The organism is Rufibacter sp. JT3400010, from assembly GCF_054956755.1.
In genome coordinates this window covers 64,919-86,143 of record NZ_JBUDXA010000026.1, presented here as the reverse complement: position 1 = coordinate 86,143, position 21,225 = coordinate 64,919, and the positions used below count along the sequence as shown (strand labels likewise).

General features: G+C 49.6%; 19 protein-coding genes. 9 read left to right on the top strand and 10 right to left on the bottom strand.

The features are described 5' to 3' along the window. Window positions 1–358: 358 nt before the first annotated feature. Genes ACY0JR_RS18805 through ACY0JR_RS18795 form a run of 3 tightly spaced genes read left to right on the top strand, consistent with a single transcriptional unit; the run spans window position 359 to window position 5,597 of the window. Window positions 359–2,602: an ice-binding family protein gene (locus ACY0JR_RS18805; protein ID WP_462635708.1), complete on the top strand. Its 2,244-nt coding sequence runs from the start codon at window positions 359–361 to the stop codon at window positions 2,600–2,602. A 34-nt stretch (window positions 2,603–2,636) separates the two neighbouring features. Continuing rightward, window positions 2,637–3,593, top strand: coding sequence for a PorP/SprF family type IX secretion system membrane protein (locus tag ACY0JR_RS18800; RefSeq protein ID WP_462635707.1), 957 nt, complete (start codon window positions 2,637–2,639; stop codon window positions 3,591–3,593). An 18-nt stretch (window positions 3,594–3,611) separates the two neighbouring features. Beyond that, the gene (locus tag ACY0JR_RS18795) at window positions 3,612–5,597 is read left to right on the top strand and encodes an OmpA family protein (protein WP_462635706.1); all 1,986 of its coding nucleotides are present in this window, start codon (window positions 3,612–3,614) and stop codon (window positions 5,595–5,597) included. 400 nt (window positions 5,598–5,997) lie between these two features. On the opposite strand, the gene ACY0JR_RS18790 is transcribed toward ACY0JR_RS18795, so the two are convergent. Together ACY0JR_RS18790 and gcvP are read right to left on the bottom strand one after the other, a co-directional pair. Next, window positions 5,998–6,621, bottom strand: coding sequence for a DUF4136 domain-containing protein (locus ACY0JR_RS18790; protein WP_462635705.1), 624 nt, complete (start codon window positions 6,619–6,621; stop codon window positions 5,998–6,000). 283 nt (window positions 6,622–6,904) lie between these two features. After that, window positions 6,905–9,820 carry an aminomethyl-transferring glycine dehydrogenase gene (gene gcvP, locus ACY0JR_RS18785; protein WP_462635704.1) on the bottom strand — a complete coding sequence of 972 codons (2,916 nt, stop codon included), beginning with the start codon at window positions 9,818–9,820 and terminating at the stop codon, window positions 6,905–6,907. 205 nt (window positions 9,821–10,025) lie between these two features. On the opposite strand from gcvP, the gene ACY0JR_RS18780 reads away from it, so the two are divergent. Further along, complete coding sequence (locus ACY0JR_RS18780; protein ID WP_462635703.1) at window positions 10,026–11,273, top strand: NAD(P)-dependent oxidoreductase; 1,248 nt, start codon at window positions 10,026–10,028, stop codon at window positions 11,271–11,273. Here the strand turns inward: ACY0JR_RS18780 and ACY0JR_RS18775 are convergent. Next, window positions 11,270–11,488 carry a hypothetical protein gene (locus tag ACY0JR_RS18775; RefSeq protein WP_462635702.1) on the bottom strand — a complete coding sequence of 73 codons (219 nt, stop codon included), beginning with the start codon at window positions 11,486–11,488 and terminating at the stop codon, window positions 11,270–11,272. The two genes, ACY0JR_RS18780 and ACY0JR_RS18775, sit on opposite strands and share 4 nt — an antisense overlap. A 420-nt stretch (window positions 11,489–11,908) precedes the next feature. After that, window positions 11,909–12,136 (bottom strand): hypothetical protein, encoded by a 228-nt coding sequence (locus tag ACY0JR_RS18770; RefSeq protein WP_462635701.1) that lies wholly within the window; start codon window positions 12,134–12,136, stop codon window positions 11,909–11,911. A 524-nt stretch (window positions 12,137–12,660) separates the two neighbouring features. Here ACY0JR_RS18770 and ACY0JR_RS18765 point away from each other — a divergent pair. Beyond that, on the top strand, window positions 12,661–13,536 hold the full coding sequence (locus tag ACY0JR_RS18765) for a manganese catalase family protein (protein ID WP_462635700.1): 876 nt from the start codon (window positions 12,661–12,663) through the stop codon (window positions 13,534–13,536). A gap of 59 nt (window positions 13,537–13,595) precedes the next feature. On the opposite strand, the gene ACY0JR_RS18760 is transcribed toward ACY0JR_RS18765, so the two are convergent. The 3 genes from ACY0JR_RS18760 to ACY0JR_RS18750 form a co-directional block, all read right to left on the bottom strand. After that, window positions 13,596–13,982, bottom strand: a complete 387-nt coding sequence (locus tag ACY0JR_RS18760; RefSeq protein ID WP_462635699.1) for a DUF6960 family protein — start codon at window positions 13,980–13,982, stop codon at window positions 13,596–13,598. Between the two features lie 33 nt (window positions 13,983–14,015). Further along, entirely contained in the window at window positions 14,016–15,164 is a 1,149-nt protein-coding gene (locus tag ACY0JR_RS18755; protein ID WP_462635698.1) for a ribonuclease D, read from the bottom strand. A gap of 224 nt (window positions 15,165–15,388) precedes the next feature. Next, entirely contained in the window at window positions 15,389–16,102 is a 714-nt protein-coding gene (locus tag ACY0JR_RS18750; protein ID WP_462635697.1) for an SIMPL domain-containing protein, read from the bottom strand. Between the two features lie 157 nt (window positions 16,103–16,259). Here ACY0JR_RS18750 and ACY0JR_RS18745 point away from each other — a divergent pair, with 157 nt between their 5' ends. Next, window positions 16,260–17,261 carry a hypothetical protein gene (locus ACY0JR_RS18745; RefSeq protein ID WP_462635696.1) on the top strand — a complete coding sequence of 334 codons (1,002 nt, stop codon included), beginning with the start codon at window positions 16,260–16,262 and terminating at the stop codon, window positions 17,259–17,261. 355 nt (window positions 17,262–17,616) lie between these two features. Here ACY0JR_RS18745 and ACY0JR_RS18740 read toward each other — a convergent pair whose 3' ends face one another. Further along, window positions 17,617–18,063 (bottom strand): DUF6934 family protein, encoded by a 447-nt coding sequence (locus ACY0JR_RS18740; protein WP_462635695.1) that lies wholly within the window; start codon window positions 18,061–18,063, stop codon window positions 17,617–17,619. Window positions 18,064–18,279: 216 nt separating this feature from the next. Here ACY0JR_RS18740 and ACY0JR_RS18735 point away from each other — a divergent pair, with 216 nt between their 5' ends. Continuing rightward, window positions 18,280–18,471 carry a hypothetical protein gene (locus ACY0JR_RS18735; RefSeq protein ID WP_462635694.1) on the top strand — a complete coding sequence of 64 codons (192 nt, stop codon included), beginning with the start codon at window positions 18,280–18,282 and terminating at the stop codon, window positions 18,469–18,471. Window positions 18,472–18,495: 24 nt separating this feature from the next. Next, a complete protein-coding gene (locus ACY0JR_RS18730) occupies window positions 18,496–19,173 on the top strand; it encodes an SHOCT domain-containing protein (protein WP_462635693.1) in 678 nt (225 codons plus the stop codon). Window positions 19,174–19,314: 141 nt separating this feature from the next. Here ACY0JR_RS18730 and ACY0JR_RS18725 read toward each other — a convergent pair whose 3' ends face one another. Together ACY0JR_RS18725 and ACY0JR_RS18720 are read right to left on the bottom strand one after the other, a co-directional pair. Beyond that, entirely contained in the window at window positions 19,315–20,412 is a 1,098-nt protein-coding gene (locus ACY0JR_RS18725; protein ID WP_462635692.1) for an MBL fold metallo-hydrolase, read from the bottom strand. 24 nt (window positions 20,413–20,436) lie between these two features. After that, entirely contained in the window at window positions 20,437–20,691 is a 255-nt protein-coding gene (locus ACY0JR_RS18720; protein ID WP_462635691.1) for a hypothetical protein, read from the bottom strand. A 289-nt stretch (window positions 20,692–20,980) separates the two neighbouring features. Here ACY0JR_RS18720 and ACY0JR_RS18715 point away from each other — a divergent pair, with 289 nt between their 5' ends. Further along, window positions 20,981–21,211, top strand: coding sequence for a hypothetical protein (locus ACY0JR_RS18715; protein WP_462635690.1), 231 nt, complete (start codon window positions 20,981–20,983; stop codon window positions 21,209–21,211). Window positions 21,212–21,225: the final 14 nt, after the last annotated feature.

The following is a 21,225-nucleotide window of genomic DNA, read 5'->3' as shown; positions in this document are numbered from 1 at the left end:
AAATGCCAATAGAGGGGCATTGGGTATAAAATTGTTTGAATAGTTATGTTAATTAGTATGATTTGTAAGAAATAGATAATATTTATCTTTAAATAAAACTAACAAGCTGCGTATTTATACTTAACTTGCCCAAAAAATAATTATTCTGCTTTAAGTAATAGATGTTTAATGCCTGTTTTAGACAAATAACACAGTTTTTATCATTTGAAGCTTTAGTTTTAAGTTTCTGATTATAAATGATTTTAATCAATTAGTGTACTATCTGAATTATTGATATTTCATTTAAATTATAAAATATATAAAATTTTAAATATAACTTATAGTTGTTCCTTTTCCTGTCAATCCCTTTGAAATTTACATGAAGAAAATTTTACATCTCACTGCAGCCTTGTTTGCTGTAGTCTTTTCCATTAATGCCCAAACCCTAAACCCTCCTTCCTTAGGAGTGGCGCGTGGCTTCGCTGTGTTGGGCAATACGGCGGTAAACAGTACCGGCAGTAGCGTTGTCTATGGAGATCTGGGTACTTCGCCCGGAAATCTGGTGACTGGTTTTACCACCGGTAAAGTAGTAGGCGATATTGAGCGCGGGACTACATCGGCGGCAAAAGCCAAAACCGACGTAGTGCGCGTGTACAATGAACTGGGCCAGTTTACCTCCACCCAAGATTTAACCGGACAGATGCTAGGCGGTGGGTTCACGGCCTCAGATGCAGCTGTGAGAGGTACCACCTTGAACCGGGGTGTCTACCACTACAATGGCAACGCCCGCATCAGTGGCCGCCTGAAGTTTGATGGGCAGAACAACCCCAACTCCATTTTCATCATACAGGTAAACGGTGATCTGGTCATTGACCCAGGCTCTGCCATCAATGTTTTCAATGCCAGCGTGAACAACGTCTTCTTCCGGGTAACCGGTAATATTACTGTTGGCACCAGCGGGGTTGTGGGAGCACCTTCAAACCTCAGCGGGAACTTCGTGGTGCAGAACAATGCGCTGCTGAGCTTAGGAACCAGTTTAGTGGGACGGGTGCTTTCCGCGGCGGGAGACATTACGCTAAACAACAACAACATTTCTTTGCCAGAACCAGTCGCCAACGGTAATAACGACAATGGCGGCGATAACGGAGGAGATGACGGTGACGACGGAGGTGATGATGGAGACAATGGCGGTAATCCCGGAGACAACCCTTCAGGAAACGCTACTTTAAGAATCTCTAAGTCTGCCAATGCGGCCAACTTCATTATTGGAGAAAACGTGGTGTACACCATTCAGGTGACCAACGCCGGACCTGGAGACGCTACTAATGTAACCGTAGAAGATAAATTACCTGCCGGGCTCACGCTATTGCCGCCAACTGAGGCAAGCCAGGGAGCTTACAATGCTACTACCGGTATCTGGGCCATCGGCTCGCTAAACGCGAACCAGACGGCAACCCTGCGGATTACCGCTAAAACCACTGCGTTGGGTCTGATCACGAACACTGCCACCATTAGCGGCGAAGAACAAGCTGATGACGCTACCATCTGTGTGCGGCCAGAGGTGCCAAATGTAATAGGAGCCCGCGAAGTATGTACCAATGGGTCTGTTACCTACGCGGTAAGCAATGTCTCTGCCGGAGTAACCAGTCTGGCTATTGTAGTGCCGCCAACCAGCGGCTTGGTGATAGAATCGCAATCCCTTTCTGCCTTTACCATCAAAGCGGGCGCTACCACTTTGCCGGGAACGTATTCCATTACGGTAGTAGCGGTTGCGTTGGGTAACTGCCAGAACAGCGTGGCTTTCCCGGTTGAATTGGTTGTGAGAGCCGCACCAGCTACCCCTGTGATTACCACCCCTCAGGTAACCGGACTATGCTCTGCTCTTACGTACCAGTACAGCGTAGCGCAACCGGAAGAAGGCGTGGTGTACACCTGGAGCGTGACCGGAACCGGCTGGGAAAGAACAAGTGCCGCTACGGGTACGCAAGTACAGGTGAAAGCCGGTACCGGCGCAGGTAGAGTAACGGTAACTGCTACAAATGCGTGCGGTACCACTACGGCTTCTACGCAGGAGGTTGTGCCAAGTCCGGCTCCAATTACGCCGGTCATTCTCAATAACAGTGGTCCGTGTACGGGTCTGGCTTACGCCATCTCTAATCCGGTGGCCGGCTTGGTATATACCTGGACCGCCCCGGCTGGCTTCACCTTTACAGATAACAGCATCACTGCCACGGGTACATCGGTGACGCTTAAATCTTCTGATCTGAATGCGGTTGGAACCCTGACCGTGGTTGCCAGCAACGCCAGCACCTGCTCCAGCGGTTTGGCTTCCGCCGAAGTAAGAGCTTCTGATGCCGGTACAGAGATTATGGTTCCTACGGTGTTCAGCCCGAACAGTGATGGTATCAATGATGCGCTGGTGATTCGTAACCTGCTCAACTTCCCAGACAATGACCTGACCATTTACAACCGTTGGGGCAATGAGATCTACAAAGCCAAAGGCTATAAGAATACCTGGATGGCCAACGGCCTGGAAGAGGCTACTTATTTCTATGTGCTGCGCGTGAGAGGCTGTGATGGCAAAGACCAAGTCTTTAGAGGTCCGGTACAGGTAGTTCGCTAAGCAGAGATATTCCAATCATTAATTTAGAGCAGAAATGAAAAGACTTTTAATCATAGGCATAGCCATGCTGGGTACTGCGGTGAGCAGCTGGGCGCAGCACCGGGCTCAGTTTTCGCAGTACATTTTCAACCAGTTGGTTATTAATCCGGCATATGCCGGGAGCAAGGAAACCTTGACGCTGAATGCCTTCCACCGCACGCAGTGGGTAGGCCTGCGAGGAGCTCCCAATACCCAATCCTTCAGCATAGACGGGCTTACCAACAACAGCCGGATTGGGTTAGGCTTCCATGCTACCAGAGATGAAATTTTCGCGCAGAACCGCAAGAACATAGAGGTAGACGCTGCCGTGAAAGTGCCGGTAAGCGAAGCCGGTGTGCTTTCTTTCGGGTTGGCTGCCGGGGTGTCGCACTTTGCGGTGGACGGTACCAAGCTGGTGACTGGCAATGACCAGAACGACCCAGCCGTGGTAAGTGCCCAGAAAGAAACCACCTGGAGCCCCAGCCTGAAAGCCGGTATCTTCTTCCACACCGAGCGTTTCTATGCCGGAGTGTCCGTGACTGATTTGCTGGGCATTGACAAAGACATCAACTATGACCCGGAGCGCCACTACTTCCTGAACGTGGGGTATGTGGTGGACATTACCCGCAACATCAAGGTGAAACCCAGTGTCATGCTCAAGGAGAATTTTGATGGTCCTACCAATGTAGACTTCAACGCATTTTTCCTACTGGGAGAGCGCATTTGGGTGGGTGGCAGCTACCGTACGGCCATGAACATCTTCAAGAATGATTTTGAGGGGAAAGGCTTAAGCTCCAAAGATGCCCTGGTAGCCATTGCAGAACTGTATGTGACCAAACGGTTGCGCCTGGGGTATGCCCATGACTTTACGCTGCACAGCAACCTGAATGACTTGAGCACCCATGAAATATCTGTTGGGTACAGCTTCCTGAAAAAGGAAGAGACCAAGATGGTAACTCCCCGGTATTTCTAATTCTAACCAGACGCCTCTATGTGTAAACTATACAAATCACTTTTACTTTCTTGCCTGGCTGGTAGCTTAGCCCTAAGCGGTTGCCAGACCACCCGTAAAGCTGACAGGCTGTACGAGAACTTTGATTATGCCCTCGCGATAGAAGAGTATCAGGAGGTTTTTGCCCAAAAGACCCCAGATTTGCAGGGAGCCCAGCGGCTGGCCGATTCTTACCGCCTCACCGGCCGTACGGTGCAGGCAGAGCAGTGGTACGCCAAAGTGGTGGCCATGCCAGAAGCCGATCCTATCAATACCTATTATTACGCCGAAGCCCTGAGAAGCAACGGCAAGTACTTTGAGGCCAAAACCCAGTACCAGGACTACGCCATCAAAGTACCCGCCGAAGCCGCCAAAGCCCACGCCAAGGCCCAGACCTCTGACGCTGCTTTGAAATTGCTGGAAGAGCCGCCAACCGCCATTGTGGTCAATGAAACCCAGATCAACTCGGGTAATTCAGACTTCAGCCCTACGGTGTATGAAGATGGCATCTTGTTCACCTCAGACCGGGGAGGCAGCATGGGCAACGCGAAAGCCATAGACGCCGGGGCCTACGGCTGGACCGGTAGACCATACCTGCAGATGTTCTTCGCCCAGCGTAACCAAGATAGCACCTGGCAAGCCCCAACGTTGGCCAGCGCCACCTTGAACTCGGTGTACCATGACGGCCCTGCGGTGCTGGATTCAGAAAACACCACGCTTTATTTCACCCGCACCAAAATGGTGAAAAAAGTGCCAGACAACGCCAACATGGACCCTACCAGTTGGGTAGTGGTGCCGGTGGAGAACGAGTACGTGAACCGGCTGGAAATCTATACGGCGCGCCGGAACGGTTCTGCCTGGGCTGGCGTAAAGCCCTTCAAATACAACAAGGTAGACGAGTACAGCATGGGGCACCCGGCCATTTCGCCCGACGGGCAAGTACTGTACTTTGTGTCTGACAAACCCGGTGGCTACGGCGAAACGGATATTTACTTTTCTGAACTTCAGTCTGACGGAAGCTGGGGAGCGCCGGTAAATGCCGGAAGCACCATCAATACCAGTGGCAAAGAGATGTTCCCGGGCTTTGACCAGGCCGGTAACCTGTACTTCTCCTCAGACATGCACCCGGGTTTGGGCGGTTTAGACGTCTTCAAAGCCAAAGGCAATAGAACTACCTGGACCAAACCAGAAAACCTCCGGACTCCTATCAACTCCTCTAAAGATGATTTCGGGATGGTGTTTTTGCGTGGAGCGGGCAACAGCCTGGGCGGTTACCTTTCTTCTAACCGTGACAGCAACAACGGCACCGATGACATCTACTCCTTCAAACTGCTGAGCAACGCAGTCTTGATGGTGACTACCCTGGAGCGCGTGCAGGTGCAAGGCAAAAACAGCATCAATCAGCCGTTGGCCGATGTGCGTCTGAAACTGACGCCGCAGAACACCACAGACTCTACCATTGCGTTTTCAGACCGCAACGGCGAATACAAGTTTGGCGTGATGAAAGGCTCTACGTATGGCCTGAAAGGCGAGAAATTCGGCTTCTTAACCCAATCCGCCCTGGTGGCCATTGATACCGTGAACCTGGCAGATACCACCCGCGTCACGCTCATCTTTGACAAAAGCCAGCGCGAGCAGTCTATTGCCATGGAGAACATCTACTATGACCTGGACAAATGGAACATTCGCCCAGACGCCGCGGTGGAACTAGACAAACTGGTACGTACGCTCAAAGACAACCCTAGCATTAAGATTGAGCTAGGTTCGCATACAGACAGCCGCGAAGGCCATGGCTACAACCAGATTCTTTCTGAGCGCAGAGCGCAGTCGGCGGTAGAATACTTGGTAAGCCAGGGCATTGCGCGCAACCGCCTCACCTGGAAAGGCTACGGCGAAACCAAGCTGAGAAACCGCTGTGCCGATGGGGTAGAATGTACCGAAGACGAGCACCAGATGAACAGAAGAACAGAATTCAAGATCAAGTAACGTTTTACCCGTATTTTCTTCAAAACAGTTACAAAACAAAAGAGCCACCCATAAAGGTGGCTCTTTTGTTTTGTGGAGGAATAGGAAGCAGACTTCACTAGTAAAACAATATTTAAGAATTTTTTACCATTCCGCCTTTCGCCTTCTCTTTGTCATCCTGAAAGGATCTTGTGAGCAAACGGTAGTCACGCCTGTTCCCTACAGGTAATATTTTCCCCTTGTTTCTGCAAAGAGAACTCTTTTACAGAGAATGAAGGCCTTTCTAGTTCGCTCACAAGATCCTTTCAGGATGACAATGAAGGGAACGAATGTAAAATGAATGTCAAAGGTCACCATAAAAAAAGAAGCCCCTTGCATCTGCAAGGGGCTTCTGGGCTGCTTTTAGAAAAGCAATGATGAATTACCGGCGGGCAGTGGCTCTCTCCTCGGCTTGAGGCGGGAACTTGGCCAGGATGCTGGTCACAATCTGCTGCACTTTCTCATCGGTCAGGGATCTTTCAGAGGCAGCGGTTTCACTGCTTCCGCGCCAGATCAATTCATTGGATTTGGCATCTACCACGTCCAGAATCAAGGTGCCTGACTGATAATCTTGCAAGGTAGTGGTGTTGTACAGACGATTGTAGGTGTACGCATAGCGGTAACCGTACCAGTAGCCGTACCCGATAGACGGCACGCTCACAAAGTTAGGGCTCAGGCGTTGCTGGTTCTCGATGGTGAAATCATAGGCCAGCAACATGTCTGGTTTGGCAGAAGCTGAAGCTTTCTGGAAACCCCGGCGCTGCATCTCGGCTTCCACCGCATTTTTCACGCGTTTGTCTAAGAACGTAGTGTATCTGCGGTTAGTAGAGTCCTTCGCAACAGGTTGGTCCTGGTACCAGCGCCAGGTTTTGTACGCCTGGAAATTGGTGCCTTTGTCAAAGTCAGTGGCAACGTTGTAGGTAGTGGCACAGCCGGTGAAACCAACCACCAGTAACACCATCATCAACCCCGTTACCCACTTTGCTATTTTACTGAATGGTTTCATAGAATGAATACAGTTTTAGTGTAAGTAATGAATAGAAAACCATCGTCTCAGAAGCTACTCTCAGCCTTGATTCTAAACCGGTAAATTGCCTCTGAAGACGTACCTTTCGTTTTAGTATTACGCAAAAACTGTGCCCATATTATACCGAATGGTTTATTTTGTGAGCCTGTTTTTCAATTGATTTTTGAAGCTGTTTTGAGCTTGTTTTCTGTAAAGCAGGCCTAAAACACAAAGGCCTGCGGAAGTTCTCAGCAGGCCTTTATAAGATATAATCAAGGTAAGCTTAGATGGCTTTCATCTCCTGACCTTGCTCGTTGTAGGCTTCAATTGGAGCACAGCTACACACCAGGTTACGGTCACCGTAGGCGCTGTCAATGCGGCTCACGGTTGGCCAGAATTTAGCGGTGCGGGTGTAAGGAATTGGATACACAGCCCGCTCGCGGGTGTACGGGAACGTCCAGTTCTCGGCCAAGGCCACGTGCGCCGGGTGCGGAGCGTTTTTGAGCAGGTTGTTTTTCTGATCAGCCTGTCCTTCCTCAATCTCGGTGATTTCAGCCCGGATAGAGATCATGGCATCACAGAAACGGTCCAGCTCTTCTTTGCTCTCGCTCTCAGTAGGCTCTACCATCAGAGTACCGGCCACAGGGAACGATACCGTCGGTGCGTGGAATCCGTAGTCCATCAAACGCTTCGCGATGTCTTCTACCTCAACCCCGGCCTTTTTAAAAGAGCGGCAGTCTAAGATCATTTCGTGAGCGCAACGGCCGTTGGAGCCAACATACAATACGGGGTAGTGCTCCTCTAAGCGCGCTTTGATATAGTTCGCGTTCAGGATCGCCATTTTGGTAGCCTCGGTCAACCCTTCGCCGCCCATCATGTTGATGTAGGCGTAAGAGATTGGCAGAATGCTGGCGCTACCCCAAGGTGCCGCCGATACCGCGTTGATAGCCTCAGGACGTTCCAGATCTACTACAGCGTGGCCTGGTAAGAAAGGAGCCAAATCAGCAACTACACCAATTGGGCCAACGCCTGGTCCACCACCACCGTGAGGAATACAGAACGTCTTGTGCAGATTCAGGTGACACACGTCGGCGCCAATATTGGCCGGAGAGGTCAAGCCTACCTGAGCGTTCATGTTGGCACCGTCCATGTACACACGGCCACCGTTTTGGTGAATGATCTCACAGATTTCAATGATGCTTTCCTCGTACACCCCGTGGGTAGACGGATAGGTCACCATCAGACAAGACAAATCATCTTTGTGCTCCTCGGCTTTCGCTCTGAGGTCGGCAACGTCAATATTTCCGCGCTCATCGCACTTCACAATCACCACTTTCATGCCCGCCATTACCGCCGATGCAGGGTTGGTGCCGTGTGCCGAGGAAGGAATCAAAGAGATGTTACGGTGATGATCGCCACGGGCTTCGTGGTACGCTCTGATGACCATTAAACCGGCATACTCGCCTTGGGCACCGGAGTTTGGCTGTAAGCTCATGGCTGCAAAGCCAGTGATCTCGCATAACCAGGACTCAAGGTCTTGGAAAATCTGCGCGTAGCCTTTGGCTTGGTCAGCGGGGGCAAATGGGTGCATCTGCCCGATCTCTGGCCAGGTAACCGGAATCATCTCGGCGGTGGCGTTCAGTTTCATGGTGCAGGAGCCCAACGGAATCATACCGTGCGCCAGAGAGAAGTCTTTGTTCTCCAGGTACTTCATGTAGCGCAGGATTTCGCTCTCAGAATGGTACTTGTTGAAAACTTCAGCCTGCAGGTACGGAGAAGTCCGGATTAAGGTTTCTGGCCAGGTAATCTCCGTTTCTTCCGGAATGGCATCTAGTTCCAGCGTAGCATCCGGTTTACCGGCTACTTTCGCGAAAACGGCCAGAATATCCTTTACCTCATCCAGATCTGTGTTCTGGTTGATGGAAATCCCGATGTTGTTGTCCCCGAAATAACGGAAGTTGATCTGAGCCGCCTCGGCTTCCTGACGGATGGCTTGTTGCAGTTCAGCACTCTCCACCCGCAATTGCAGGGTGTCAAAGTAGTTCTCGTTCAGTTGCTCAAAGCCTAAACGCTCCAGACCTTTCTCTAGAATCTGAGTCAGGCTATGAATGTTCAGGCCGATGTATTTCAGACGGCGTGGTCCGTGATACACGGCGTACATACCGGCCATTACAGCCAATAATACTTGCGCCGTACAGATGTTAGAAGTCGCTTTCTCCCTCCGGATGTGCTGCTCACGGGTTTGCAAAGCCATTCTATAAGCTTTCTGCCCGAACGCATCCTGCGAAACACCAATGATACGACCTGGGATAGAGCGCTTGTACTCATCTTTGGTAGCGAAGAAACCAGCGTGCGGTCCGCCGTAACCCATCGGAACCCCGAAGCGCTGAGAAGAACCAACCACTACATCGGCTCCCATCTCACCTGGGGATTTCAACAGGGTTAAGCTTAAAAGATCAGCAGCAACGGCTACCGGTACGCCTGCGGCATGAGCTTGGGCGATGAAGTCAGTGTAGTCAAATACCTCACCATCTGCGGCTGGATATTGTACCAAAGCACCAAACAGGGTGTCGTCCTGAACGTTCAGTTCGCGGTGATCGCCAACAACCAGTTCAATACCCAGCGGAGTGGCGCGGGAAAGTAATACGTCAATGGTTTGCGGCAATACCTGGTCAGATACAAAGTAGCGGTTGGCGTTTTTGCGGGCGCCTTTGCGCAGAGAGTATTGCAGGTTCATGGCCTCGGCAGCGGCAGTGGCTTCGTCCAACAAAGAAGCGTTAGCGATGGCCATACCCGTCAGGTCAATAATCAAGGTCTGGTAGTTGATCAACGCCTCTAAACGGCCTTGGGCGATCTCCGCCTGGTAAGGGGTGTAGGCGGTGTACCAGCCCGGGTTCTCCAGAATGTTACGCTGAATTACCGGCGGTAAAATGGTGTCATGGTACCCTAACCCGATGTACGATTTATAGAGTTTGTTCTGCTTCGCAATCTTGGCGAACTTCCGAAGGAAATCGCGTTCGGTTAACGGAGCTGGTAAGTTCAGCGGTCTTTTCAAGCGAATAGCCGGCGGAACAGTTTCATCTATCAATTGGTCTAGTGACGCTGCCCCAATAGTTTGCAGCATTTCCTGCATCTGCTCTTTTACAGGGCCGTTATGGCGCTCTTTGAAGATGTCGGCAGGCTTGGTTTTAAAGATCATTTATCGCTGGAATTTAGGTAGATAAGTTTCTTTCGTTCTGTAACAAACGTTTGGTGCAAATGATTTAACAAAAGTACAGGTTAAAATTCACTATTTACAGAGGGAGCCCTTAAATTGCGGAACAGGCTGCGAGGGAGTTATGGTTTTTGCCTTGTTTTTGGGAAAACGGCCTCTAAATGTTCATCATGCTCTTGGATCATCCCCTATGAAAAAGCTTAAAATTGGTGTGTTGCGCGAAGGCAAAGTGCCGGTAGACAAACGGGTGCCCCTTACCCCCAAGAAATGCCTGGAAGTCTTGCAGACGTTTCCGCAAGTGCAGTTGGTGGTGCAGCCTAGCCCAATCAGGTGTTTTTCAGACGAAGAGTACACCGATTTGGGCATTCCGCTGAAGGAAGATCTGAGCAATTGTGACGTGCTGTTTGGCGTGAAGGAGGTGCCAGTAGATATGCTGATTCCCAATAAGACGTACTTCTTTTTTTCGCATACTATCAAGAAACAAGCCCATAATCAGAAGCTGCTGCAGGCCATTCTGGAGAAGAAGATCACCATGGTGGATTACGAAACCATTACCAATGCCCAGGGCGAGCGAGAAGTGGCCTTCGGCCGTTGGGCCGGGATTGTGGGCGCCTATAATGGACTCTTGACCTACGGACGTAAATGGAACCTCTACCACCTGAAGCCTGCGCACCAATGCCATGATTTGGAAGACATGCTGGAGGAGTTCTTCAAGGTAAAAACGTTGCCCAATATCAAGATTGCGGTAACTGGCGGCGGAAGGGTAGCGAAGGGTGCTATTGAAGTGCTGGAACGCATGGGTATCAAAAAAGTGAGCGTCTTTGATTACCTCTACAAAGAGTTCTCAGAACCGGTGTTTGTGCAGCTACGCTCCTCAGACTACCACGCGCGTCCCGACGTGGAGGTGTGGGATTCCAAGGATTTCTACAAGAATCCGCATCTGTATAAATCTACGTTCCAGAAGTTCGCGAAAGTGACAGATTTGCTGATGCCCTGTGCTTACTGGAACCCAGCGGCCCCCGTGCTCTTCACCCAGGAAGACATGCAGCAGCCAGATTTCAAGATCAACACCATTGCTGATATTACCTGTGACGTAGACGGGTCTATTCCCTGCACCCGGCGGGCGGCCACTATCGCAGATCCGGCGTTTGATTATAATCCCTGGACAAATGAATTAGAGGCAGCCTACAGTTCTGAGAAGAACATCACGGTAATGGCGGTAGACAATCTGCCGTGTGAGTTACCCAGAAACGCTTCGCGCGATTTTGGCCGTCAGATTATTGATAAGATATTGCCGCACTTATTTAACGGCGACAAAGATGGTGTCTTGAAGAACGCTACTATTGCCAAAGATGGGAGCCTGTGTGAAAGATACAGGTACCTGGAAGACTATGCCTATCCTGCCAAAGCCTTGGGTGAGACCTCTTCGTTGACTTAACTAGCTGACGCTATTTCTGCTTGGGTAGAGAAAGAAAACTCGTGTTCAGAATCAGCTGAGTTTGAGATCCATTTCAAAGAAGAGGCCACGTCTTCAAAATACTGCAGTTCAAAGGGGAGGGAATGGTATTGGGAATACACCAGTTGGTTTAAGTCTAGCAAACCGGCGCTGGAGGCAGATTCCAATACGGCTATTTTGCGCAGAGACGTTTTCATGAGTTGTGGAAAGACCTCGTCAATAAACCAATCCTGATCTTGGGGCGGGAGGCTCTTCAGCTTTCGAAGGTCATAGATGCAGGCAAATAACCTCTTGACTTTTATGAGTTCTATCAGAGAGAGCAGCGTTTGCCTGAACGTAGCACTAGGTATAAATCTCTCACACTCTACATGCGCAGCACTAAGACTAGCGTCTACATACACATTAGTGTACGGTGATTTTGGACTTGTAAAATTCACAATAAACGGCGTTATTCTTCTAGATTGTAGGAGGGGAGACAAATATAGTACCTTCCTTGAAACTTATATCATTATGCCGTAAAAAAATTGAATAATTTTAAATGGGCGTAAATAAAAGTACCTCTGCTGGTAAGAACGTCGTTTTCTTACCAGCAGAGGTACAGCAATGTAGAAATACTTTTACTGGTTCTCTGTCTTATCGGCTACGCCGTCTTCTACCGGTTCATCTCTCACGGTGATGGTATCTGTGTCTGCTGGAGAGAGAAGGGAATCTGCTTCAGCGGCTACGTCGTCGGCGGCTGATTCAGCGGTGTCTTCCACATTTTGGGCCGTTTTTGATTCACAGGAAGCAAACCCGAAAGCAGTGGCAATAAGGGCTGCGGCAAATATTTTGGATGTTTTTTTCATAGTGGTGGTACGTTGGTTTCTTTGGGAAGTGTATACGGTAAATACAGGCTTAAGATTAAAGCCCGTGTGGTAAGTAGCATTCTGAGGTAAAAAGCCAGCAAGATACTGAGCTGCCGCAAATATAATTATTTGTATTTTCCCATAACTAGATAGAACAGGCAGACTACAGGATTTCAAATGAAAAGTCTAATTGTTCTTCATGCCTGCTAGCGCTGTAAACAGGCCAAGGACGTAAGTGTGCAGCAGGAGCAGTGCGTGGTTGGTTCATTTTTGGAAGTTCAGGTTTGAAAGTAGAAGTCTCTGCGTATTAATACTGTTTTTTAGAATTGTTATCTGAGCCGGATTGCAAGCTAATTGGTTGTGACAAGATTGTAAGTAGTTGTAAATAAGCAATATGTATGTAGTTATATATTATTATGTTATTGCATTTAAATGATTTTTAGTTGAAAAATACTTGTCCATAAAACAATAATGATCGTTTAGAAAGTGGGAAGAAAATTTTAATTCACCTAATTAAAAACCCTATGTTTTATCACGATCGAAGATTACAATACAAAGTAAGGGTAGATAAACCCAATCCCGCATTTGCTAAAATGTTGCAACAGGCCATTGGCGGTATTGAAGGAGAAATTAGGGTATGTTTACAGTATCTTTTCCAGGCTTGGAGTACCAGAGGCCCTGTGAAATACAAGAACATGCTCCTGGAAACCGGTACTGAGGAGATAAGTCACATTGAAATGCTGGCTACTGCGGTTGCCCTTAACCTGGAGGGTGCTACCAGTTCCTTGAAAGATGAGATTGTAGGCGCAAACCCACTGGTAGGCGCCGTAATGGGCGGTATGGACCCCCGGCATTTCCTTTCTACCGGTTTGGGCGCTATGGCCGCAGATGCAAACGGGGTTCCGTTTAACGGTTCGTGGGTAGTAGCTACAGGGAACATCGCTTCAGACATGATGGCCAACGTGCACGCGGAATCCAGCGGACGGGTGTTGGCCACTCGTTTATGGGAAGCTACTGATGACCCCGGCATGAAAGACATGTTGTCCTTTTTGATTGCCCGTGACACCATGCACCAGAATCAATGGCTGGCAGTGATTGAAGAACTGGGTGGGTTCCATCAGCAGTTCCCAATCCCTAACAGTTTCCCACAAAGCGAAGAAGTGCAAGGCTTCAATTACTCTTTTGTAACTACCAATATCTTCAAAGACCAGGAGGCCGCCGGACGCTGGAGCGAAGGCCCGTCTATTGATGGCAAAGGAACCTTCCAAATGGTGCCAGGTGAGCCAATGGGCGATATTCCGATTTTGCCGCCACCAGCCCCTGAAGGACACGCGCAGGTAGAGCAAATGACTGGCGCCGAAGGCGGTGGACTACTGAACAAAATAAAAGACGCTCTTTAATACAAGACACTAACGTATTCAATGAAAAAGCCTTCCTTCAATCTTGAAGGAAGGCTTTTTTATGCCGGGCGTAACTGCTCCTGGCGGTATAACCCGTCTAAGGCTCTTTTGCCCTGCTTTAACGCAAAGAAAGGAGCATCATCAGAGACGCTCCAGTAAATATCAGTGATCTCGGCAATGGGGCCGGTGGGTTGGTCGGCGGGTCTTACCCATTCGCCAAAGGTGAAGGGCAACCACTGAATGGACGTGAAAAGATCTGGGCGCACCTTGAACTCTTCATCTGAGTAACGCAAAAGCAACCACCCGTTTACCTCGCCAATCTTTTCAAATACTTTGTTGTGGGGTTCTAATGACTCAAACTCCCTGCGGTTTGCCGGATGGATATGGGCGTAGCCATACCCCGGAAACCAGGAGTACAAACCAAACTCAAGGCTTTTCTTAGGCATAATTCCTTCTGTTTCTGTACCAACTGCCGCGCTTTACAAGGAAATCTGCAGTTCCTGGGCCGTGGTCAGTACTATCTCTCTCGCGTAATTCTTTGAAATAACCAGCTGGCCCGTCTGGCTGTAATGGGTAATAATGCTTTGGTCCAGAAGCATGGGCGTAGCATACGCTCCGTAGCGTTCAATCAAGGCGCGCTGCACTGTGCATAGCAACTCCCGGCGGGCCTCGGTCTCCGGCGTCTTCAACCTGGGCGGAAAAGAATGAGGCGGCAAGCGGTTAGGGATTTTCCGCTTATCGGCTTCTTTCAAAGCGCCGTTCAGAATGCGTTGCAGTTGCTCCTCGTACCGGTCTTGCTGCAACCGTCCGTGAATGCCTTTGGTATGATACAGCCAGTCATTGATGCTTTGCTCAGGGTTGCTGAGGAGTTGCATGAGCGCATTGGTGTTAATGATTTGCCCTGCCGGGAGGTTCCATTTCTGCGCCAATTGATCCCGAAAATCATAGATGGGTTTCAGGATAAACTGTTGCAGCAAGGTAAGCCGCTGCGGAAACTTGATCTTAAGGTGCGGGTCTTCCTGTTCTATGTACGTGATAGATTCCAGCAGTTTATCTTCCTCCTCCAGCCAGGTCATGCGGCCCAGTTCCGCTACTTTAGCCACCATGGCGTTTTTGAGGGCATGCAGGTACAAAACGTCCTGTGCGGCGTATTCCAGTTGCCGTTTAGACAACGGCCGCTGGTTCCAGTTGCTCATCTGCTGAGACTTGTCCAATTTAAGACCCAGTTCCTCTTCCAATAAGGTGCCCAGGGCAGCTTTGGCGTAGTTCAGGATTTTGGCGGCCACGGCGGTGTCTACCAGCGTACGCACCTGGCAGCCCAACATGCTCAGGAGCATGAGGTCATTGTTGGCGTGATGGAAGATCTTCGTGGTAGACGGATTTTCCAGTACATCCCACAGCGGTTGCAGGTCATCTAGGGGAAAAGGATCAATTACAAAACAGGTATGTCCGTCAGAAATCTGGATCAGGCATAGCGTAAAGCCGTACGTGTAGTGATGTTGGTCAAATTCCAGGTCTAAGGCTAGCTCTGGCTGCTGGCGTAAATGGGTCACCGCCTCTTGCAATGCTTCATTGGTTTGCACCACATGAACAGGCGTTCCCTCCAGAGTAAATGCAGGTTCCTTCATAATCTTCCAAATGTACCCAAAAAACAGGATAGTTGCTTGACGGGGAATGGATGTTTGGCGTTGCCGATTTTTGCTTGTTTTCGCAAATACAGAACGAAAACGCTATTCATAATGAGGTAAACCAGGGAATATAAAAGCGTGGCGCAAGCAGAGAAAACGGCCGCCTTAGCCATTCGCTCTGTTTACGCCACGCTTTTAGAAAAAGAGAAGTAAAACGGGTGTGGTTATTCCAACAGGAAACTCACCTCTACCGCAGCCGTAACCGTGATCTCGCCTAAAGCCAGAGTAGACCCACCGGCATCCATCATAGATTCGCCCCGTAAAGCAACTTTCCCGTACATAACAGGCCGGGGGCCGCTGTTGCCGCCTTCATTGATCTGGTAAGGCCGCCCTACTTTAGAACCTAATTCAGAGGCCAGCAGCACTGCTTTTTGCCGGGCATCTTGTACCGCTTTCTTGCGGGCTTCTTCCTGGTATTTTTTCAGCTGGGTGGTTTCATAAGTGATACCGTCTACCCGGTTAGCACCTGCTTTGTACAGACCGGCCATCAACTCATCAAACCGATTCAGTTTTTTGAGGGTAACCGAGATGGTTCTGGTGGCTTGGAAGGACTGGGGCGCGGTTTGGCCGTATTCCTGACCCGCATAGATGGGGTAGATTGACAGGTTCTCGGTCTGCACATCTTTGTCATCTATGCCGTTTTTCTTCAGGAAACTGATCAAAGCGGCCGTGCGTTGGTCTGCCACTTTGCGGGTTTCTTCCAGCGTCTTTTCCCGTATCTCTACCCCAACCCTGAACGTGAGTTGGTCTGGCTGTACTTTCACTTCGCCCAAACCAGAGGTGCTTACCAGCGGCGGCAATTGGCCTTGCTGGGCCCGGGCAGGGCTAAATAGAAAAGTTAAAGCGAATGCAAACGCGAAGGACAGTGCTGTTTTCATAGTTTTAAGAATAGGTATGAAAGCAGATTTACAACTTCCATGCCGAATTTATACGGATAAACCGGTTTAACGGACGCTATTAAGCCAAGCGTATGGACCAACCCGACTTGGTGTGTATCTTTGCGGCTCCAACAGTCATTCATTTTCCCTTACTTCTATGCAGCAGCACCTGACTATTTTTGATCCGTTTGAGGGAATGCGTTTCGGGAACCATATCTGTTTTCTGTGCGGTACCACCATTAGCGTAGATCAACAGACCACGGTTTTCCCCGCCTGGCTCATGCAAGAGTATGGTTTTGCCCATGAGCCGCTCCGCCTGCTGGACCAAAGCGTAGTCACGTACCAAGACCTTAAGATTCCCTGCTGCCACCAGTGCCAGACCCAGCACCTGCAACCCTTAGAGAACAAGGTGCAGCAAGCACTGGCCCAGGGGGTGACCGGAATAAGGGAACTGGACCCTAAACTGCTTTTCCAGTGGATGGGCAAGATGTTCTACGGCACCTTGATCACCGAACTCATTAAAGAGCAGAACCCGCTGGTGGCACCTGAGTACGCCGTGAGCGAGCAGCCTAAAATGCTCATGAAGTTCCAGGCCTTTTTCAGGGTGCTCCAGTCCTTGCGGGTGCCCATGGAGTTCTCTGACTTTATTCCGGGTTCGCTGTTTGTGATAGACGTAGATGCCTCGGCGGAGCCTACCCGCTTTGAGTTCAGAGATGAGCTGTCTACCATGATGTTCAGCCTGCGGCTGGATAATGTCCTCATTGTTTCCTGCCTGTTAGACAACGGCATGATCAAAGATGCCATGAAGCGGGTTTGGCAGGAAATTGAGCCTAGGCAGTTACAGCCCATTCAGGCCGCCGAACTAAGTGCCCGCATATTTTACGCTGGGTATCTGCTCAACGTGATTCCAGATTACCTGGTGCGTGCCGCCAAGCCCGACGCCGATCACTTGGTCATGGACACGCTCATTGATGATGTCACCAACGTGATCTTCAACCCTTGGCAGCACAGTTCCTATGCCAAGTTGCTGGCCACCATGTGGAGCAAATGGAACATTTCCCAAGAAGACATTCTGCGCGCCCCGCAGGAACCTATGAGCATGCTCTTCAGCCCCGAAGGAGAGTTCATTGAGTTCCCGCAGATTCCAGGGCAAGTATAACCGGAAAGCACCGCTTCAAATTACTTACTGAATCACCTGTAACAAGTCTGCCGATTTTCACCTGTTTCCACAAAAGCAGGTAAAAATCGGCAGACTTGTTTTTTTGTTTCTACTAGATGATGCGCGGGTAATAGATAGAGAACTCAGTGAGGAAGTGCCAGATAGGCTTTTGCTGCATTCTTCCACCTCAAGGAATACTTATTTTTTCGGGAGTCCAACCGTTTTCAGAACCTCGTTCGCCTTATCCAGCTTTTCCTTGAACAGTACTTTCGTTTTATATTTCTCCAGTGCTTGGTCAATGGTTACTATGGGGAGCTTGGCTCTATTTAATTCATGTATGTCCATGGCCGTAAATTTATTTCTTTTTACGTTTAACAAGAAAGGCATCGTAAGTAATTCCTTTTTGAAAATCTTCCCATTGGTTTTCTCTCAGTCCGTATACGTCAAAGTCTCTTTGAATCTCTAGTAAATTGTTGGTGATTCCCATTCGGTAAAGGCGTGTCCTGATGGTATTACTTCCAGTAGCGTAAATCCAGGCGTCTGGGTATTTGTCTGTAAAAGCGTAGACTGTTGCCGCTACCGTTGCCAGTACTTTCTGGCTGTCTCCATTGTTGGTGATGACCTTGTCATCAATGTCTCCTGTTTGCTCGTCTTTGTCACCGAAACCAAGATTGTAGAAGTCTTTCAAGTTGGTCTCGCTATACTGAACCAGCTTTTTTACTTGTCCTTTCGGTCCATCACTAACGAACTCGAAAACCGTTAAAGTGTTTTCTGCTTTAAGTTCGTACCTGTCTAATTTCATTTTCTGGAACGGTTTCTACAAAAATAAGAATTGAAATGGGTGCTTTCTCTTGTTTATTTCCTTGCAAGCTCACCCACTGGCATATACTCTAATTTACTGCATTTATGATTCTTACCCATAGCCGCTTGGTTGTAAATAGTTGATAATAAACCTCTCTTGAAAAGCTTCGTACGCACTTATACGGTTGTGCCGTACAGATCTTAACAAACTAAAACTATGGCTGAAATAAACATTGAACCCAAAAAGCGCTCTAGCTGGGCCTGGATTATAGTACTGCTGATTTTACTGGTAGTGGGCTATCTGTTGTACAGATATTTCTTTGAGTCACAGGGCGGCAGCATTGAAACCAGCGGAGCCCCAACTTCTGGCATGATCATGCCTTTGGCCCCCGCATTTCTATCCTATTAACAAGGCACCTAAAAGCTAGAAACAATGGCATATAACGCAAATGATGGGCTGCCAAGGCTGGCCCCTTTACATGATTTAAGAGATTTCAAAGTGGCCAACCACAACCTGGATGTGCGCGGCTGGGAAGTAATTGGCTCAGATGGAACGCGCATAGGCAAAGTAGATGACCTCATTGTAGACCGCGAGCTGATGAAAGTGCGATACCTGGATGTAGACGTAGACCGTGACCACGTACTCACAGACACAGATCCCCGCCACATACTGGTGCCCATTGGCGCCGCCCAGTTAGACGATGACCGCGACCAGGTATTCGTGAGCATGGACCAGAGGTCTCTGGCCCGCTTTCCGTTCTACAAAGGCGGCGCGGTTGACTCAGAATATGAGTACCGGGTTATGCACGCCGTTACCAGCCCTAATGAAACCTACACGCAGCCGCAACCTACTACCACCCAGGTTTCTCCTACTTCAGAGTTCTACGGGCGTGAGCAGTTCAACGAAGACCGTTTCTACGCTAACCGGCACCAGCGGTCACAATCCATCCCGCAGGACCAAAGCCATTTCCATACCTCCAACGCTGGTATGGATGGCAGGCCGGTGCAGGAAGACATTGCCACCATTGAACGGCTACGCGCCATGCTGGAACAGGGAACCATTACCCAGGAAGAATTCACGGCGCTAAAACGAAAGGCGATTGGCCTGTAAGAAACATTGTTTTAGGGTTATTTTCCAGAAATAGCCCTGAAACAATGCTGATTAGGATAGAGGTTTACTTATTCCGTATAAAAAGAGAAGGCCTGCTGTTTACAGCAGGCCTTCTCTTTTTATGTACCCTTCATTTTGGTATCAAGGGTAATTGTTTGTGGGTGCAAGGTCAGGATTATGGTCATCATGGGCAGGATAACTCACCTCTTCTTCCGGCGTATACGGATGGTGCGGGTTGGCGTATCTCGGCCAGGTTCTTTTGATGCGGGCATTGGTTCGGCTGTTTTTCCGTTTCTTGGTAAGCGCGTAGGTGGCCAAACCTGCCAACGCTACTAACCCCGCCGTCGCCAGTACCTTGGGAACGGTGTTGTTTACCGTGGGCGGCAGTTGGACCACCCCTTGCTGGTCAGTGATTGCGGCTTCGGGCACATAGCGTCCTTTGGCCGGAATAGCCAGTTGGTCAAATAGCCGTGCCAGTTCATCTAAACCTTGTTTCAGCTCCTGGCCGTGCATAGGCAACCCGTGCCCGCTGGCCGCAATAGCCGGTTGCAAGTCATGCAGTTTCCGCACCGAGGTGCGCGCCGCTTCCCAGTCTGGCGTGAAATACGCCGGTGGGCCGCAAACTTCCTGCTTCTGGGTAAGCACTGCCAAGGCAGATTCCGGTTTACGGGTCACAAAGGCATCACCTACCAGCAGTACCCGATCATGTTCTCTAAAGAAAGAAACGTGCCCCGGCGAATGGCCCGGCGTTTCCAGCCACTTCCACTCGGGCAGGAACGGAACCGAACCGTCTGAGGGAAGCAGTTCCAGTCTACCTTTGAAGGTAATGGGTTTTTTAGGGTACATGAACGAGAGGTACGCCATGCCGCCGCCACCCACACTGGAGTCGGGCGGTGGGTAGCTGGACAAACCGGTCAGGTACGGCAATTCCAGCGGGTGTGCGTACACCGGCACCTGCCAGATATCGGCGAGGGTTTGTAAGGCGCCTACGTGGTCAAAGTGGCCGTGCGTGAGTAAAATGGCTTTAGGCGGATTGCCCTTGCCAAACTTATCCTCGGCGGCTTTTCTGATTCTATCGGCGGAGCCGTACAGCCCGGCATCTATCAGTACCCAAGATTTGTCTTGGTTCTCTACGTAGTACAGGTTCACGAAGACAATTTCCATGCCCATGGCCCCTGGTGCTACTGTAAAGCAGGAGTGCTGCTTCTGCCGGAGAAGGTTGTTTAACTGATCTTGCATATCACTTTGCCCGGGCGCGTGCGACTAGCTATCCATCCGTCCGAACACGCTCATCTCATCCCCACTGTCATGCCGTGAGTTCTTTTCTCCGTCTGCGGTGCTGCCGCCTTGGCCTCCCTGGCTGTTGCCCGGTTGCTGACCGCCTTGTTGGAAGCTGGCTTTGTCATTGGCCCCGGCACCTGGTTCTTCAGAGGTTTGCTTCAGATCACCGGCTGTTTCTTTGCCAGTCGGTAATTTTTCCTTCTCATTGTATTTGTTGTCATTATTGTCGTTTTCCATGGCGCAATATGGTTTAGGGTGTAAAAACAGTTTAATACCAGATAAACCGGCATGTGTTTGTACGAACAGATGCCAAAGAGGGTGTCTTTCTAAATACAAATTCTGAGGGGCAGAGTTGGAAAAGTCAGAATTGGTGCGTAAACTAGTCATAACAATACCCCGTAGGTATGTGTTATCTAAGCGGTAAAGGTTAGTAAACCAGGCATGAAGAGATCATGCTTCGCCGGAATTTTTCTCACCTGTTTATAGTTACTAAGACATGGTAAATCTGATCTATCCACCTAGCTATATGGCGGTATACGCGAAATGCATTGACGCCACTCTTCCTAGTTTTGAGCCCGAAGAATGGGTGCAGGAAGGCCACGTATACATTGTAAAACATTTCACAGAGCCGCTTAACCAGGAAGAAGGGATGGCGGTGACCATTATTGACGAAGAAGGAGAAGAGATTCACCCATCGCCGTCGCACTGGAGCTTCTCTTCCAATAGATTTGAGCTGTTCTCCATTTTCCTGAACTAACCTTTTTAAGGCTC